The organism is Rubellimicrobium aerolatum, assembly GCF_017872975.1.
In the GTDB taxonomy this organism is placed as follows: Bacteria; Pseudomonadota; Alphaproteobacteria; order Rhodobacterales; family Rhodobacteraceae; genus Rubellimicrobium; species Rubellimicrobium aerolatum.
Window position 1 is genome coordinate 44,635 of record NZ_JAGGJP010000012.1, and the last position, 15,437, is coordinate 60,071.

A 15,437-nucleotide genomic window follows, 5' to 3' on the forward strand; every position below is an offset into this window, starting at 1 on the left:
CAGCCAGTGACCGCCGGGACGGCGGGGCAGGGCGCCGCCCCCGCCTCGCCGTCCACCCCCCCTCTCAGCCCCGCCCGTCCAGCCAGTCCCGCACGATCGCCCGGTGCCGCGCGCCGTCGTAGCTCGGGAAATGCCCGCCGTGCACCACCCGCACCGGCAGCTCCAGCAGCCGCCGCATGGACGCGAGATAGTCCCGCGCGTCCGCGTGGTAGGTGTCCTCGATCAGCGGCCCGTCATAGACGATGTCGCCCGAGAACAGCACCCCCGTCGCCGCCTCCCAGAGCGCGATGCCGCCCGGCGAATGGCCCGGCGTGTGGATCACCTCCAGCCGCCGGTCGCCCAGGTCGATCACCTCCCCGTCGTGCAGCAGCCGCGTCGCCGGCGCCCCTTTCACCCCATATTGCGCCGAGGCGTAGGGCAGGGGCGGCAACCGCTCGAAGATATCGTCGGCCACGTAGGGGTCGGCCAGCGTCGCCGCCCGAGTCGGATCAGCCAGGATCTCCGCCTCGGCCGGATGGACGGCCCGCTCCTCGAACTCGTGGTGCCCGCCGATGTGGTCGAAATGCGTGTGGCTCGCCACCGCGAGGAGCGGCTTCTCCGTCACCAGCGGCACCCAGCGCCGCAAGGGCACCACCCCCATGCCGCTGTCCACCAGCAGGTCGCGGTCGGCCCCCCGGACGTGCCAGATGTTGCAGCGGTAGAACTCCCGGATCCAGGGCTCCGAGATCAGCGTCACCCCGTCGCCCTTCCGCTCCAGGGCATACCAGTCCTCGGGCCGGGCTCGGATCATGGCGTCTCCTCAGGAAAGACCGACAGATCGGCGGGGTCCGCCGCGAGCCGCAGCGCCGCCCCCGGCTCCCAGCCAGGCGGCAGGTGCGCCACCAATCGCAGCTCCGGCGCGCGCTCGGGCACCAGCCGGGCGCGGACATGGGCGCCCAGGAAGGTCGCCTCCTCCACCCGCGCGGGGCCAAGGTCCCAGTCCCCCGCCCCATCCTTCAGCGACTCGGGCCGCAGGCAGACCACCACCCGAGCCGCGTCCCCCGGCAGGGCCAGCGGCACCGGGCCGAGGGGCGTCTCCAGGCCCCCGGGGCCGCGGCGTCCGGGAATGCGGTTCGTCTCCCCCATGAAGCCCGCCGCGAACAGGCTCCGGGGCCGCCGATACACCCGGTCCGGCGGCCCCTCGTCCTCGATCCGGCCCGCGTTCATCACCACCACCCGGTCGGCGATGGCCATGGCCTCCTCCTGGTCGTGGGTGACGTGGACGAAGGTCGTCCCCACCCGCCGCTGGAGCGCTTTCAGCTCCTCCTGCATGGCCCGCCGCAGCTTGAGGTCGAGCGCCCCCAGCGGCTCGTCGAGCAGCAGCACGTCCGGCTCCACCGCCAGCGCGCGGGCCAGAGCCACCCGCTGCCGCTGCCCGCCCGACAGCTCGTGCGGCCGCTTGCCCCCCGCGCCCGCCAGCCCCACGAGCGCCAGCTTCTCCTCGGCCACCCGATGCCGCGCCACCCGGCCCATCCCCGCCATGCGGGGGCCGAAGCCCACGTTGTCCCGCAGCGTCATGTGCGGGAACAGCGCATAGTCCTGAAACACCGTCGCCGTGGGCCGCCGCGCCGGCGGCACGGCGGTCACGTCCCGCCCGCCGATCCGCACGCGCCCCTCCTCGGGCCGCAGGAACCCGCCCAGGATCGACAGCAGCGTGGTCTTGCCGCAGCCCGACGGCCCCAGCAGCGTCACGTAGTCCCCCGCCGCGATCTCCAGCCCGATCCCGCCCAGCGCCCGGTGCTCGCCGAACCGATGCCCCACCCCCTCCAGCGTCACCGGCGCGGTCATGCCCGCCGCCTCGCCCGCAGGACCAGCTCGGCCACGGCCACCACCGCGACCGACACGAGGAAGACGAGGCTTCCCACGGCATTGAGTCGCGGCGACAGGCCCGACCGCAGCAGGCTCCAGATCTCCACTGGCAGGGTCACGTCGAAGCGGGTCAGGAGGAAGGACATGATGAACTCGTCCCACGAAAGGGTCATGGACAGGAAGAACGCCGCCGCCAGCGCCGGGGCCAGCATCGGCAGGGTCACGAGGAGGATCACCTTCGCCTCCGTCGCGCCCAGGTCGCGCGCCGCGCGCTCGGCGCTCCGCTGCTGGTCGCCCATCGCGGCATACAGGATCGCGAAGCACAGCGGCAGGTTGACGACCACGTGCCCGATCCCGGCGGTCGCCAGCGACAGCCCCACCCCCAGCCGGTTCAGCACGATCAGCAGTCCCAGCCCCACGATCAGCGTGCTGACCGCCATCGGCATCACCAGCACCGCCCGCGCCACCGCCGCCCCCGGCAGCACGTGGCGGGCGAGCCCATAGGCCGCCAGGAACCCCAGCGCGCAGGCCAGCGCCGAGGACCCCACCGCCACCAGCGCCGAGTTCCCCAGCGCCGCCATCAGGTCGCGATCGCCCAGCACGTCCGCATACCAGCGCAAGGAGAACCCCTCGAACGGCGGCACCGGCAGCCGCCCGTCCTGGAACGAGAACAGCACCAGCGCCCCCACCGGCAGCAGCAGGAACCCGTAGGCCAACGCCAGATAGACCCAGGCGAGTCCCCGCGTCATATCCGGTCCAGCCTCAGCCAGCGCGCCGACAGCAGGTAGGCCACCGTCACCAGCCCCATCAGCGCAATCGACAGCGCCGAGGCGAGGGGGAAGTCCGCCCTTCGCCCGAGCTGCACCATGATGACCTGCGGCAGCGTCAATTCGTTGTTGCCCCCCAGCACCTGCGGAGTCACGTAGTCCCCCAGGCACAGAACGAAGGTCAGGAAGGCCCCCGTCACGATCCCCGGCAGCGTCAAGGGCAGGATCACGTGCCGGAACGTCCCCCACCCGCTCGCCCCCAGGTCCTGCGCCGCCCGCGCGTAGTTGGGCGGCAACTGCCGGAGGTTGGCGTAGATCGTCAGCGTCAGCAGCATCGTGAAGAAGTGGACGAACCCCGTCACCGTCGCGAACCTCGTGTTGGCCAGCGTCACCGGCGCGTCGGTCAGCCCCAGCCCCATCAGCGCCCGGTTGACGATCCCCTCCCGCGACAGCACCAGCAGCCACGAATAGGACCGCACGACATACGAGGTCCAGAACGGCAGCACCGCCAGCAGCAGCGCCACCCTCTGCCACCGCTCCGGCACCCGGAAGGCCAGGATCGCCGCCAGTGGATAGCCAGCAGCACCGACAGCACCGTGACGATCCCCGTGATCTCCAAGGACACCACCACGGCGCGCGCCAGATGCGGCTCGGCCAGTTGCGCGTAGTTCCCCCAGTCCAGCCCCCAGACCACCTCGCGCCCCTCCAGCCGCGCGAGGCTCATCGCCGCCATCACCGCGAAGGGCACGAGGAAGAACGCCCCCGTCCACAGCAGCGCCGGAGCGACGTAGCCCCAGCCCCGCGCCTCGCCGGTCATCGCTGGAGCATCTCCAGCCACAGGTCCTGCATCTGCGCGTCCAGCTCCGCGTCCGGCGCCGGATAAAGCTGCGCGCGCGCCAGATACTCCGGCTGCTCGTCCCAGCGCAGCGTGGCCTTCTGCTCCGCCGTCAGGTGATCCCCCGCCAGCCGGTTCGCCGGCATCCCCCAGTAGCAGGACGAGGTGGCGAGCCGCGCCTGCCCCTCGGGGCTGACGATGTATTTCACGAACTCCAGCGCCAGATCCGGGTTGGCGCTGTCGGCCAGCACGGCGATGCTCTGCGCCCAACGCACCGCGCCCTTCTCGGGGATGGTCCAGGTCAGCTCCGGCTGCTCGGCCGCCAGCCCCGCCGTCAGCCACTCGCCGCCGCCGATCACGATGTCGGCCTCGCCGGTCGCCAGCGCCGTCTGGCTCGCCACCACCTCGCCGACCGACGAGGCGTGGTCCTTCATGCGGAACAGCTCCTCGCGCAGCGCCGGAAGGTCGTCCGCCGTCAGCTCGGCCGTCCGCAGCCCCAGGTTCACCGCCGCGAGGCCCATCACCGGCAGGTAGTAGTCATAGACCGCGATCCGCCCCGCATACTTGTCCGACAGGATCGTGGACAGGTCGCTCATGTCGGCCGCATCAACGGTTTCCGAGTTGAACGACACGGTGTTGTAGCCGAACTTCTCCGTCACCGCGTAGGTCTTGCCGTCCCGCGTGGTGCTCTCGGCCATCACCACCTCGGGAAAGAAGTCCGCCGTGGGCAGCTCCCCCGCCGGCAGCTCGGCCAGCAGCCCCGCGTCCAGCACGCGCGGCACGTCGATCGCGTCGATCACCAGCACGTCCCAGTCGCCCGGTTGCGACTGCTCCAGCGTCGCCAGCGCCGCGCCCGTCCCCTCGTATTCGCGCAGGTTCACCGTGACGCCATGCGCCGCCTCGAAGGGCTCGATCAGCGCCGGGTCGGTGTGGTCGCACCACACCAGCGCGTTCAGCTCCTGCGCGAAGGCCGACCCCGGCAGGGCGGCGAGGAGGGCGGTCGAAAGGCCGGCGCGGTCGATCAGTCTCATCGTCGTGGCTCCCGGTTGACGCCCGCCTCTGCGCGCGGGCTTTGCGTTTGACACGAAGTCTGGAGTCGGCTCAGATTTCAAGTCAACGACAAACTTCCCGCCGGAGAGCCTGCCCTGACCGGACTGCGCGAGCGCCAGAAGGCCGACCGCCACCGCCGCATCCTGGCGGCGGCGCTGGCGCTGTTCCGCCGCGACGGCTTCGGCTCCGTCCGCATCGAGGACCTGGCCGAGGAGGCCGAGGTCTCGGTCGGCACCGTCTACAACTACTACGGCACCAAGGGCGACCTCCTCATGGCCACCGTCGCCCTGGAGGTCGAGGAGGTGCTGGCGGCGGGCGAATCCATCGTCGCCGCCCCGCCCGAGGGGGCCGAGCCCGCGCTCCTCCGACTCATCTGGCAATACTACGACCACTCGCTCGAATATCTCAGCAAGGCGATGTGGCGCGACGCCATGGCCATCTCCATCCAGGAGCCGCACACCCCCCACGGCCGCCGCTACGCCGCGCTCGACGCCCGGCTCGCCGATCAGGTGGCCCGCCTCGTGGCCCGGCTGCTGGACCGGGGCAGCGCGGCCCCGGACCTCGACGCGGTTGCGCTCGGCCAGCTCCTCTTCAACAACCTCAACGCGATGTTCATCGAATTCGTGAAGGACGACGCCATGACCCTCGACCACCTCAAGGCCCGCGTGGCCGCCCAGACCAAGGCCCTGGCCCGCCTGCTGGAGTCCCGCCCGTGACCCGCCTCAACCAGCCCTTGGGCGGCAACGAGATGCCCCGATTCGGCGGCCCGGCGACGATGATGCGCCTGCCGTCGCAGCCCGACGCCCGTGGTCTCGATGCCTGCTTCGTGGGCATCCCGATGGACATCGGGGCATCCAACCGACCGGGCACCCGCCTCGGCCCCCGCGCCATCCGCGATGAATCCCGGATGATTCGCCCCTTCAACATGGCGACCGGCGCCGCCCCCTTCGAGCATCTCCAGGTCGCCGACATCGGCGACGTCGCCATCAACACCTTCGACCTCAAGAAGTCATGCGACATCATCACCGAGACCTATCGGGAGATCCTCTCCCACGGCGCCGTCCCCCTGACGCTCGGCGGCGACCACACGCTGACATGGCCCGTCCTGCGCGCCATCCGCGACCGCCACGGCCCCGTGGCCCTCGTCCACGTGGACGCCCACGCCGACATCAACGACACCATGTTCGGCGAGAAGGAGGCCCATGGCACCCCCTTCCGCCGCGCCTGGGAGGACGGCTGCCTGCTGAACGACAAGGTGGTCCAGATCGGCCTGCGCGGCTCGGGCTACGCCCCCGACGACTTCGCCTGGGCGCACGCCCAGGGCTGGAGCGTCGTCACCGCCGAGGAGATCCACGGCAAGCCACTCCACGGCCTCATGGCCCAGGTCCGCGACCTGATCGGCGACGCGCCGGTGTATCTGACCTACGACATCGACAGCCTGTCCCCCGGCCTCGCCAACGGCACCGGCACGCAGGAGATCGGCGGCCTCATGGACTGGCAGGCGCTCCAGATCGTGCGCGGCATGGCGGGCCTGAACCTCGTCGGCTGCGACCTCGTGGAGGTCTCGCCGCCCTTCGACACCACCGGCACGACCGCCTTGACGGCCGCGAACCTCCTCTTCGAGATGCTCTGCGTGCTGCCCGGCGTGCCGCAGGACCCGCCGAAGCCGCTGCACCGCTTCACGCTTCCTTAAGCGCAACGCTCGTTGCTATCGGGAAGCATTAACGATTCCGGCCTATAACGGGCCTCAACGCGACACAGGCACCCCCGCCCGGACCAACGGGCGGGCCAACGACAGGGGACCAGACGAATGACGATGAAACGACGCAGCTTCCTTCTTTCCGGCGTGGCCGGCGCGGCGGCCCTCGCCGCGCCGTCGCTGCTGCGCGCGCAGGGCACGTCCCTCAAGGTCGGCACCTACGGCGGCTACTTCCAGGACAGCTTCAACCAGCACATCTTCCCCGACTTCACCGCCGAGACCGGCATCGCTGTCGAATCCATCGGCGAGCCCACGGGCGAGGCTTGGCTCGTGCAACTGGAACAGGCCGCCCGCGCCAACCAGGCCCCCGCCGACGTGTCGATGATGTCCCAGGTCGCCCGCCTCAAGGGCGAGGCGTCGAGCCTCTGGGCGCCTCTCGACGAAACCAAGCTCACGAACCTCGGCAACCTGCCCGAGCACTTCGTCCACCGCACCGCCGACAGCCGCCTCTACGGCACCGGCGCGGTGAGCTGGTATATCACGCTCGTCACCAACACCGAGGCCTACCCCGAGGCCCCGACCACCTGGGGCGCGCTCTGGGACCCTGCCAACGCCGACCGCATCGGCCTGCTGGCGCTCGCCTCCAACTCCTTCCTGCTGGAGATCACGGCGGCGACCCATTTCGGCGGCACCGACATCCTCGGCACCGAGGAGGGGGTGATGCAGGTCCTCCAGAAGCTCGCCGAGGCCAAGCCGAACGTCCGCCTCTGGTATCGCGACGAGGGCCAGTTCCAGCAGGCGCTGGAATCGGGCGAAATCCCGATGGGCCAGTACTACCACGACGTGACCGGCCTCGCCGCCGCGAACGGCCAGCCCGTCCGCTCGACCTTCCCGGCCGAAGGCGCGGTGCTCGACTCCGGCTCCTGGGTGGTGTCGCGCGCCTCGCAGATGCTCGACCAGTCGCAGGTCTTCATCGACTACATGGCCCGGCCCGAGATCCAGGCCAAGCTGTCGCGCAACGTCGGCACCGCCCCCACCGTGGGCCGCGACCTGCTCGACCTCACGGACGCGGAGTTCGCCGCCGTGGCCTCGGACGCCGCGCCGATCCTGCCGCGCTACGACCTCTACACCGACCGGGCCGACTGGGTGAACCAGATGTGGTCCGAGATGATCACCGGCTGAGCGAAGGACGGGACCCCGTGCAAGCGAACATGACCAGCAACGACCTGTCCCTGCACGGGGTCACGAAGCGTTTCGGCGCGACGGCCGCCGTGGACGACGTGACGCTCCAGATCCCCGGCGGCAGGTTCATCTGCCTCCTGGGCCCCTCCGGCTGCGGCAAGACCACGCTCCTGCGGCTCCTCGCCGGGCTGGAGGCGCCCACGGCGGGCCGCATCCTCGTGGGCGGCGCCGACCAGACCCACGTCCCCACCCATCGCCGCGACTTCGGCATGGTGTTTCAGTCGCTCGCGCTCTTTCCCCACCTCTCGGTGGGCGAGAACGTGGCCTATCCGCTCCGCATCCGGGGCGCGACCCGCGCCCAGCGCCGCGCCCGCGCCGAGGAGCTTCTCGACCTCGTCCGCCTTCCCGGCCTCACCGACCGCCGCATCCACCAGTTGTCCGGCGGCCAGCGCCAGCGCGTCGCCATCGCCCGCGGCCTCGCCATCGACCCCAAGCTGTTCCTGCTCGACGAGCCGCTCTCCGCCCTCGACGCCAACCTCCGCGAGCATATGCAGATCGAGCTGCGGCAGATCCAGTCGCGGCTGGGCGTGACCACGCTGGTCGTGACCCACGACCAGAAGGAGGCGCTGACCATGGCCGACATCGTCATCGTCATGGACAGGGGCCGCGTCCAGCAGATGGGCGCGCCGATGGAGGTCTACCGCGATCCCGCCAACGCCTTCGTCGCGGGCTTCATCGGCACCTCGAACCTGCTCCCCGCGCGCCTCCTCGACGCCGCGACGCTGGAGGTCTCGGGCCACCGCCTCGCGCTCGACCCCGCCGACCGCGTCAAGGCCCCGCCCGGCCCCGTCACCCTTTCCGTCCGCCCCGAGGACGTGCGGCTGGACCCCGAGGGCCTTCCCGCCCGGGTCACCTTCGTCCGCGACCTCGGCGAAAGCGTGCAGATCGTCCTCGACCATCAGGGGCACGAAATCATCGCCCTCTTCTCCCCGCGCGAACGTCCCCAGGTGAACCTCGGCGACGCCGTGGGCCTCGCCTTCGCCCCCGGCGGGCGCGTGGTGCTCCCGTGAGCGGCGCGGTGGCCCAGGCGCGTGACGACGCGCCGACGCCCGGCTGGCTTGGGGTCGTTCCCGGCGCGGCGCTCCTGCTGCTGTTCCTGATCCCGTTCGGGATCATGCTGGCCGTCAGCGTCGCGGGGCGCGAGCCCGGCGGCTTCTACCAATGGGGCTTCGACCTCGCAGGCTACCGCCGCGTGATGTCGGCCTTCGTGGGCGGCATCCTCCTCACCTCGGTCGCCATCGCGGCGGGGGCGGCGCTGATCGCCGTGGCGCTGGCGCTGCCCTTCACGGTCCTCCTCGCCGGCCTCTCCCGGCGGGCACAGACGGCCATCCTCGTGGCGCTGCTGTCGGTCCTGTCGCTGTCCGAGGTCATCGTCGGCTTCTCGGTCTCCACGCTCCTGTCCCGCACGGCAGGCGTGGGCAACCTCCTCGCGTGGCTCGGCCTCACCGCCGAGCCCCAATCCTACACCCCCAGCCTCTTCGCGCTGATGACCGGCCTCACCTACCTGTCCTTCCCCTACGCCGTGCTGGTGCTCTACCCGCCCGTCGCCCGTCTCGACCCCGAGCTCGGGCAGGCCTCGCGCACCATGGGCGCCTCGCCGCTCCGCACCTTCGCCGGCGTGACCGTGCCGCTCCTGCGGGCGCCGATCCTGGGGGCGCTGATCCTCGTCTTCGTCTTCGCGCTGGGCTCCTACCTGCTGCCGCAGGTCCTGGGCCGGCCCGAGCACTGGACCCTCTCGGTCCACATCACCGACCAGGCGATCTACCAGTCGAACCTGCCGCTCGCGGCGGCCATGGCGGCGGTGCTGCTGCTGGCGACGCTGGCCCTCGTCGGGCTGGCGCTGCTGGTCGCCCGCGACAAGGGAGCCCCGGCATGACCGCGCGCCTGGGCCGCCTCTACGTCGCCGTCATCCTCCTGCTCCTGGCGCTGCCGCTCCTCGTCGTCGCCGGCATCTCGCTCAACGGCGGCCAGACGCTCCGCTTCCCGCCGCAGGACCCGTCGCTGCGCTGGTATGCCGAGCTGTTCCGCGCCGCCGACTGGACGGGGCCGCTCCGCAACTCGCTGGTCATCGCCACCGTCGCCGCCCTCATCGCGGTCGCGGTGGCGCTGCCGCTCGCGCTGCACGTCTGGGGCCGGGGCGGCTGGCTCTCCCGCGCGCTCTACACGCTGGGCGTCGCGCCTTTCATGCTGCCGCCGGTCATCACCGCGCTGGGCTTCCTGGTCTTCTGGGTGGCGCTCGGGATGTATGGCCGCATGGGCGCGACGATCCTCTCGCACGGCATCTTCCTGGTGACGCTGCCCCTGGTGACGATCTCCTTGGGCCTCCGCGCCATCGACCCCGCGCTCCTTGAGGCCGCGCGGACCATGGGCGCCACGCGCGGTCAGGTGCTGCGGACAGTCGTGCTGCCGCTGGCGCTCCCTTACGTCGTCTCGGGCTACGCCTTCGCCTTCGTGCTCTCGCTCAACGAATACATCATCGCGTACATGGTGGCAGGGTTCACGGTCGAGACCCTGCCCATCAAGATCTTCAACAGCCTGCGCTACGGCTACACGCCGATCATGGGCGTGGTCGCGGTGCTCTTCGTGGCGCTGGCGGCGGCGGTCTACGGGGCCATCGGCGTCTTCGGCAACCTCCCCCGCCTCCTGGGCGCGGACCGCGTGGGGGACCGCTGATGCGCCTCGCGCTCTGGCAGGGCGAGGGTGTGGCCGGCGACCCCGCCGCGACGCTGGCCGAGATCGACCGCGCCGCCACCCTCGCCGCCCGTGACGGCGCGGATCTCCTCCTGTTCCCCGAAGGCTTCCTGACCGGCTACCACCTCCCCACCCTCCGCCCCGACGACCTCCCCTGGGTCGAGGACGCGCTGGCGCAGGTCGGCCGGATCGTCGCCCGCGCTGGCCTGAGCGTCGTCCTCGGCACCCACGTCCCCGAGGGCCGGACCCTCCGCAACGCCGCCATCGCCTTCGACGCCACCGGCACCGAGCTCGGCCGCTACGGCAAGCGCGCCCTCTTCGGCCAGTGGGAGAGGGCGACCTTCGCCCCCGGCCGCGCGCCGTTCCTCTTCGACTGCGCCGGCCTCCGCGTCGCCATCGCCATCTGCTACGACGTGGAGTTCCCCGAGCTCATCCGCCCCAGCGCCCAGGCCGGCGCCGACCTTGTGGTGGTCCCCACCGCCCTCATGGCCCCGCACGACCGCATCGCCCGGCAGGTCGTCCCCGTCCGCGCCATGGAAAGCCAGGTCTTCCTCGCCTATTGCAACCGCACCGGCCACGAGCACGGCCTCGACTACGTGGGCCTTTCCCGCATCTGCGGCCCACGCGGCGAGACGCTGGCCGAGGCCGGAGCCGGCCCCCAGCTCCTCCGCGCCGACCTGTCGCGGGAAGTCCTCCGTCGGGAGCGGGCGGAGAACAGCTATCTCGACGACCTGGCCCGGCTCTCGGCGCCGGACGGATGAGCCCGTCCCGCCCGGCTCAGGGATCGAGGCCCGGCGACGAGGCAGGCTTGGGCCGCACAGCCGTCCTTCCTCAGGCGTCGAGCCGCTCGATGCTCCTCCGAACGGTGGCAAGCGCGCCGCCGCGATGTCGAGGAACTCGATGGCGACATGACGGTCGAGGGCCGGCACCTCCCGCGTTCCGGACTCGCCGCAGCGTGCCAGCATCGCCGCTCGACCGAGGTGGACGCCGCCGTCCGCGCCCGCGCCGGCCGGATCGCGCGGGGCGAGCACGACCCCGAGGCACGGCTGGCGCGCTGGTTCGGCAAGGACCGGCCGAGGAGGCCGCGCGGTCCCAGGCGGCCAGCTGGCTGCGGCAGGCGGACCCGGCGGGCGGACCCGGCGGGCGACGCCGTGGCCTATCGCGCCTTCGCCGGGGAGGACGACCTTGACGCCGACCGATGGTGCGGATCGCCGCGCCGGTCCTGGTGCCGACGGGGGCGCAGGACCCGAACTCCACGCCCGAGATGGAGCGCGCCATGGCCGTCGCCGCGCCCCGGACGCGGCTTTGCGTGATCGAGGGGCACCGGCACATGGTCAACCCGACCGAGCCCGGCACGGTGACGGAGGCGACGGAGGGCTGGCTCGCGATGCCGGCGACGGCCGCAGAGGAGGCCCGGGTGCGATGATCGACGAGCGACGCCTGCTCCGGGACGCCTTCGGCACCTTCATGACCGGCGTGACGGTGGTGACGACGCTGGACGGCGACGGGCGGCCGCTGGGCTTCACGGCCGACTCGTTCTCGTCGGTCGCGCTCGACCCGCCGCTGCTGCTGGTGTCCATCGCCCGGACATCGAGTCACCACGACAGCTTCGCCTCCGCGCGGGCCGGGCCGGAGGGGGCGACGGCGGCGCTGCGGTCGCTCCTCGCCAAGACGGGCGTCGAGACCGAGCCGGGGCTGGTCTACGCCGTCTCCGAGGACACGGCGCGGGGATTGCAGAACCTCGCCTTCCTCTGCCCGGCGCGGCGCGGCCTTCGTCGATCTTTCGCCCGGCGGCCTGTCGGAGGTCGGCGATCCCGCGATCCGGGCCATGCTGGAGCGACTGGCCGAGGAAAGCCGCATCGGCGGCTACGGCATCTACTTCGGAAACCAGGACGCGGGTGCGGTGCGCCGCGTCGCCAAGGGATAGGAGCCATCGAATCGTCGCTGTTCACCCACATGGAGCGCGTGTCTCCCGACGAACCGCAGGAGCGGCTGTCTGACAACATGATCGAGTTCTGCGAGATGGCCGACCGGGGCGGGATGCACGCCATCTGGACGGGTGGGCATCACGGCAGGACCTTCACCATCGCACCTGAACCTCGTGGACCTCGCGCGGCGGACCAGGAACGTGCGCCTGGGCACCGGCACGGGGGTCGCGCCTTTCTGGCATCCGATCCGGCCCGCGGGCGAGGCGGCGATGACCGACATCATCACCGGCGGGCGGCTGGACCTGGGCATCGCGCGCGGCGCCTACGGCTTCGAGTACGAGCGGCTGAGCCCCGGCCTCGACGCCTGGACAGCGGGCCAGAAGATGCGTGAGCTGATCCCGGTGGCGAAGGCGCTCTGGGCGGGCGACCACGCTCATGAGGGCGAGCATTGGCAGTTCCTCGCGACGACCTCCGCGCCGCAGCCGGTCCAGCAGCCGCATTCTCCGATCTGGATGGCGGCGCGCGATCCCAACAGCCACGACTTCGCGGTGGCGAACGGCTGCAAAGTGCAGGTCACGCCGATGAATGAAGGTCATGAGGCGCTGGGTTACGACGAGTTCTCGCTCTGGATCGACATCGGCGTGAGCTTCGAGAGGAAGCGCGCCTCGGCGGGCGTTTCCTCCGCGATGTCATGCCCGCCGTCGCCTGACGCATGGAACGCTTCCAGCATTACATCAACGGACGCTGCAAGGACGGGCAGGGGGCCTTCGAGAGTCTCCACCCGGCAACAGGCGAGCCCTGGGCGCTGATGCCCGAGGCGGGGCTTGGGGACGTGGACCGCGCCGTGCGCGCCGCGCACCGGGCCTTCCACGCGCCCGTATGGTCGGGGCTGACCGCCAGCGCGCGGGGGCGGCTCCTGCTGCGGTTGGCCGACCTCGTGCAGGCGGCAGCGCCGCGACTCGCCCGGCTGGAGACGCGCGACACCGGCGAGATCCTGCGCCAACCTTCCGCGCAGTTCGACCTTCGCGGGCTTGCCCCGCCTTGTGGAGCGGCCTGTCAAGGACGCCCGGCTTGATCGCCTCCGCGCCAAGGCCGAAGTCTTCCGCATCGTCGCGCCCGACGACATGGCGACCGAGATGGGGCCGCTCTGCACCGGTCGCCAGCGCGACCGCATGGCCGAGGTGGTCGCCGCCTCGCTCGACGCGGGCGCGCGGCTCGTGACCGGCGGCCTGCCGGAGGACGGCCCCGGCTTCTTCGTGCGCCCGACGATCCTCGACTGTACCGGGGCCCCCGACGCGCCCTGCCTGTCCACCGAGATCTTCGGGCCGGTCCTGTCGGTCCAGGCCTTCGACAGCGGGGACGAGGCCCTGCGCCTTGCCATCGACTCGCCCGATGGCTTCGCCGCCGGGGTGTTCACGACCAGCCTGAGCCGCGCGCACCGGATGGTGCGGCGGTTGCGGGCGGGGGTCGTCTGGGTCAACACCTACCGCGCCGTGTCCCCCATCGCGCCCTTTGGCGGGCACGGGCTCTCGGGGCGCGGACGGGAAGGGGGCCTCGCGGCCGCGCTCGACTACACCACCGTCAAGACCGTCTGGCTTCGCACCTCGGACGATCCGATTCCGGACCCGTTCGTGATGCGCTGACCCAAGAGAACAACACGACCAACAAGGAGAGATCGCCATGATGAGATACGGACTGGCTGCCGCCGTCGCGCTCCTCGCCACCGGGGCGGGCGCGCAGCAGATGGTGTTCACGAGGCACCACCCAGGACGCGCAGGCCGCCGCCTGGGCTACCCCCTTCACCGAGGCGACCGGCGCCGCCGTGGTCCAGGACGGCCCGACCGACTAGGGCAAGCTGAAGGCCATGGTCGAGGCGGGCGGCGTCACCTGGGACGTGGTGGACGTGGAATACGACTGCGCGCTCCAGGCCTGCGGGCAGGGGCTGCTGGATCCGCTCGACTTCGCGGAAATCGACCGCGAGGCCCTTGATCCGCGCTTCGTGTCCGACTGCGCGGTGGGAAGCTTCCAGTTCTTCTTCGTGCTGGGCTACAATCCGGTGAGCTTCGCCGACGCCCAGCCCGCCACGCTGGCCGATGGCGTCGCGCCGGACCAGCTCTACCTGCTGGACCCCGACCGCGCCTTCGCCAAGCTCGACACCATCAAGGGCGACATCATCTGGTGGTCGGGCGGGGCGCAGTCGCAGCAGCTTTTGGCCTCGGGCGAGGCGCCCATCGGCTTCTACTGGAACGGCCGGCTGTCCGCCGTCGAGGCCGAGGGCCTGGACGTGGGCATCGTCTGGGACCAGAACATCACCGCCGCCGACGCGCTGGTGGTGCCGAAGGGCGCGCCCAACAAGGACGCCGCCATGCGGCTCATCGCCCAGGCGACCAGCGCCCAGGCGCAGGCCAACTTCGCGGCGGCCACCGGCTACGCGCCGATCAACACCGGCTCGGCCGCGCTGATGGATCCCGACCTGCACGCCACCTTGCCCGATAGGCGGGCGGGCCAGCAGATCAACGCCGACATGGTCTATTGGGGCGAGAACCGCGACGAGATCGCCTTGCGCTGGCACGAATGGCAGGCGAACTGACGATGGCCGCTCCGGTCCGCGCCGCGCCCACTCCGGCCGGGGACTTCCCCAAGGCACCGGGGGCGGCCCCCGCCGCCCCGGCTCCCTTGCGGCGGCCCAGGGCGACCTCGCGCTCGCCCCGCCGGTGCTGCTCCTGGCCTTCTTCGCCGTCCCGGTCGCGCTGCTCTTGGCGCGGTCGGTGACGGACCCGCGACCCGCGCTTCAGAACTACGTCGAGCTGAGGGCGGCCCTACTTACCTGCGGGTGATGCTCAACACCTTTGTCGTGGTGCGGCTGGTCACGGCCACCACCGCGCTACTGGCCTTCCCGGTCGCCTGGGCCATGGCGACCTTGCCGCCGCGCTCTGCGGCGCGACCAAGGGGCAGGCGCCCCGCCGCGTGCTGCTGCCGCTGGCATTGCCGGGGCTCGCGTCCGGAGGGCTCATCATCTTCATGATGTCACTGGGCTACTTCATCACGCCCGCGCTGTCCGGCGGCACGTCCAACATGATGCTGGCGCAGGTGATCGCCAGCAGGTCCAGAGCCTGACCAGCTGGGGCCTGGGCGGCGCGGCGGCCTTCGTCCTGCCGGTCGTCGCTCTATCGCTCTGCACCGTGCAGCTCCGGCTGCTGGGCCGGCCCGAGGGAGTGCGCTGATGATGCTGGATTGCCCAAGCTTGGGTCTTGAACTTGGGCGCTGGCAGCGATCTGCGCGCTGGTGACGCTGTTCCTGGGTCCTGCCCATCCCGTTCATCGCCACCCTGTCTTTCGGCGACTCGCGCCGGCTGATCTTCCCGCCGCCGGGTCGGA

General features: G+C 71.6%; 18 protein-coding genes and 3 pseudogenes. 16 read left to right on the top strand and 5 right to left on the bottom strand.

Annotated elements, in window-relative coordinates:
• Window positions 1-64: 64 nt before the first annotated feature.
• From J2Z33_RS13275 to J2Z33_RS13295, 5 genes are all read right to left on the bottom strand, one after another.
• Entirely contained in the window at window positions 65-790 is a 726-nt protein-coding gene (locus tag J2Z33_RS13275; RefSeq protein WP_209841845.1) for an MBL fold metallo-hydrolase, read from the bottom strand.
• Window positions 787-1,827, bottom strand: coding sequence for an ABC transporter ATP-binding protein (locus J2Z33_RS13280; RefSeq protein ID WP_209841847.1), 1,041 nt, complete (start codon window positions 1,825-1,827; stop codon window positions 787-789). Before J2Z33_RS13280 ends, J2Z33_RS13275 begins: the two co-directional genes overlap by 4 nt.
• A complete protein-coding gene (locus J2Z33_RS13285; RefSeq protein WP_209841849.1) occupies window positions 1,824-2,597 on the bottom strand; it encodes an ABC transporter permease in 774 nt (257 codons plus the stop codon). The genes J2Z33_RS13280 and J2Z33_RS13285 overlap by 4 nt, the downstream gene beginning before the upstream one ends.
• Window positions 2,594-3,139, bottom strand: a complete 546-nt coding sequence (locus J2Z33_RS18425) for an ABC transporter permease (RefSeq protein WP_342454185.1) — start codon at window positions 3,137-3,139, stop codon at window positions 2,594-2,596. Before J2Z33_RS18425 ends, J2Z33_RS13285 begins: the two co-directional genes overlap by 4 nt.
• 289 nt (window positions 3,140-3,428) lie before the next feature.
• Window positions 3,429-4,481 (bottom strand): extracellular solute-binding protein, encoded by a 1,053-nt coding sequence (locus tag J2Z33_RS13295; protein WP_209841851.1) that lies wholly within the window; start codon window positions 4,479-4,481, stop codon window positions 3,429-3,431.
• Window positions 4,482-4,643: 162 nt separating this feature from the next.
• Between J2Z33_RS13295 and J2Z33_RS18725 the strand changes: the two are divergent.
• From J2Z33_RS18725 to J2Z33_RS13355, 16 genes and pseudogenes are all read left to right on the top strand, one after another.
• Window positions 4,644-4,766: pseudogene (locus tag J2Z33_RS18725) on the top strand (TetR/AcrR family transcriptional regulator); the annotation flags it as partial.
• A gap of 6 nt (window positions 4,767-4,772) precedes the next feature.
• Window positions 4,773-5,216 carry a hypothetical protein gene (locus tag J2Z33_RS13300; RefSeq protein ID WP_245218839.1) on the top strand — a complete coding sequence of 148 codons (444 nt, stop codon included), beginning with the start codon at window positions 4,773-4,775 and terminating at the stop codon, window positions 5,214-5,216.
• Window positions 5,213-6,193 carry an agmatinase gene (gene speB / locus J2Z33_RS13305; protein WP_342454186.1) on the top strand — a complete coding sequence of 327 codons (981 nt, stop codon included), beginning with the start codon at window positions 5,213-5,215 and terminating at the stop codon, window positions 6,191-6,193. The genes J2Z33_RS13300 and speB overlap by 4 nt, the downstream gene beginning before the upstream one ends.
• 117 nt (window positions 6,194-6,310) lie before the next feature.
• On the top strand, window positions 6,311-7,381 hold the full coding sequence (locus tag J2Z33_RS13310) for an ABC transporter substrate-binding protein (protein ID WP_209841853.1): 1,071 nt from the start codon (window positions 6,311-6,313) through the stop codon (window positions 7,379-7,381).
• 17 nt (window positions 7,382-7,398) lie between these two features.
• Entirely contained in the window at window positions 7,399-8,451 is a 1,053-nt protein-coding gene (locus J2Z33_RS13315) for an ABC transporter ATP-binding protein (RefSeq protein WP_342454187.1), read from the top strand.
• Between the two features lie 8 nt (window positions 8,452-8,459).
• Window positions 8,460-9,317, top strand: a complete 858-nt coding sequence (locus J2Z33_RS18730; protein WP_342454188.1) for an ABC transporter permease — start codon at window positions 8,460-8,462, stop codon at window positions 9,315-9,317.
• Window positions 9,314-10,114 (top strand): ABC transporter permease, encoded by an 801-nt coding sequence (locus tag J2Z33_RS13325; protein ID WP_209841855.1) that lies wholly within the window; start codon window positions 9,314-9,316, stop codon window positions 10,112-10,114. Before J2Z33_RS18730 ends, J2Z33_RS13325 begins: the two co-directional genes overlap by 4 nt.
• Entirely contained in the window at window positions 10,114-10,893 is a 780-nt protein-coding gene (locus tag J2Z33_RS13330) for a carbon-nitrogen hydrolase family protein (protein ID WP_209841857.1), read from the top strand. The genes J2Z33_RS13325 and J2Z33_RS13330 overlap by 1 nt, the downstream gene beginning before the upstream one ends.
• Before the next feature lie 437 nt (window positions 10,894-11,330).
• Entirely contained in the window at window positions 11,331-11,558 is a 228-nt protein-coding gene (locus J2Z33_RS13335; protein ID WP_209841862.1) for an alpha/beta fold hydrolase, read from the top strand.
• Between the two features lie 41 nt (window positions 11,559-11,599).
• Window positions 11,600-11,689: pseudogene (locus J2Z33_RS18735) on the top strand (flavin reductase family protein); the annotation flags it as partial.
• A gap of 375 nt (window positions 11,690-12,064) precedes the next feature.
• Window positions 12,065-12,653 (top strand): annotated as a pseudogene (locus tag J2Z33_RS18970) (LLM class flavin-dependent oxidoreductase); the annotation flags it as partial.
• A gap of 215 nt (window positions 12,654-12,868) precedes the next feature.
• Window positions 12,869-13,135 carry an aldehyde dehydrogenase family protein gene (locus J2Z33_RS18835; protein WP_342454190.1) on the top strand — a complete coding sequence of 89 codons (267 nt, stop codon included), beginning with the start codon at window positions 12,869-12,871 and terminating at the stop codon, window positions 13,133-13,135.
• A complete protein-coding gene (locus tag J2Z33_RS18840; protein ID WP_342454191.1) occupies window positions 13,104-13,703 on the top strand; it encodes an aldehyde dehydrogenase family protein in 600 nt (199 codons plus the stop codon). The genes J2Z33_RS18835 and J2Z33_RS18840 overlap by 32 nt, the downstream gene beginning before the upstream one ends.
• Window positions 13,704-13,924: 221 nt before the next feature.
• A complete protein-coding gene (locus J2Z33_RS13350) occupies window positions 13,925-14,650 on the top strand; it encodes an extracellular solute-binding protein (protein ID WP_209841866.1) in 726 nt (241 codons plus the stop codon).
• A 124-nt stretch (window positions 14,651-14,774) separates the two neighbouring features.
• Complete coding sequence (locus J2Z33_RS18740) at window positions 14,775-14,897, top strand: hypothetical protein (RefSeq protein WP_280922911.1); 123 nt, start codon at window positions 14,775-14,777, stop codon at window positions 14,895-14,897.
• Window positions 14,898-15,027: 130 nt separating this feature from the next.
• A complete protein-coding gene (locus J2Z33_RS13355; protein WP_209841868.1) occupies window positions 15,028-15,177 on the top strand; it encodes a hypothetical protein in 150 nt (49 codons plus the stop codon).
• Window positions 15,178-15,437: the final 260 nt, after the last annotated feature.

Bases quoted from the DNA above. Each gene is read 5' to 3' on its own strand.
- J2Z33_RS13275 (WP_209841845.1), bottom strand. From the start codon at position 790: ATGATCCGAGCCCGGCCCGAGGACTGGTATGCCCTGGAGCGGAAGGGC.
- J2Z33_RS13280 (WP_209841847.1), bottom strand. From the start codon at position 1,827: ATGACCGCGCCGGTGACGCTGGAGGGGGTGGGGCATCGGTTCGGCGAG.
- J2Z33_RS13285 (WP_209841849.1), bottom strand. From the start codon at position 2,597: ATGACGCGGGGACTCGCCTGGGTCTATCTGGCGTTGGCCTACGGGTTC.
- J2Z33_RS13295 (WP_209841851.1), bottom strand. From the start codon at position 4,481: ATGAGACTGATCGACCGCGCCGGCCTTTCGACCGCCCTCCTCGCCGCC.
- J2Z33_RS13300 (WP_245218839.1), top strand. From the start codon at position 4,773: ATGGCCACCGTCGCCCTGGAGGTCGAGGAGGTGCTGGCGGCGGGCGAA.
- J2Z33_RS13310 (WP_209841853.1), top strand. From the start codon at position 6,311: ATGACGATGAAACGACGCAGCTTCCTTCTTTCCGGCGTGGCCGGCGCG.
- J2Z33_RS13325 (WP_209841855.1), top strand. From the start codon at position 9,314: ATGACCGCGCGCCTGGGCCGCCTCTACGTCGCCGTCATCCTCCTGCTC.
- J2Z33_RS13330 (WP_209841857.1), top strand. From the start codon at position 10,114: ATGCGCCTCGCGCTCTGGCAGGGCGAGGGTGTGGCCGGCGACCCCGCC.
- J2Z33_RS13335 (WP_209841862.1), top strand. From the start codon at position 11,331: ATGGTGCGGATCGCCGCGCCGGTCCTGGTGCCGACGGGGGCGCAGGAC.
- J2Z33_RS18835 (WP_342454190.1), top strand. From the start codon at position 12,869: ATGCCCGAGGCGGGGCTTGGGGACGTGGACCGCGCCGTGCGCGCCGCG.
- J2Z33_RS13350 (WP_209841866.1), top strand. From the start codon at position 13,925: ATGGTCGAGGCGGGCGGCGTCACCTGGGACGTGGTGGACGTGGAATAC.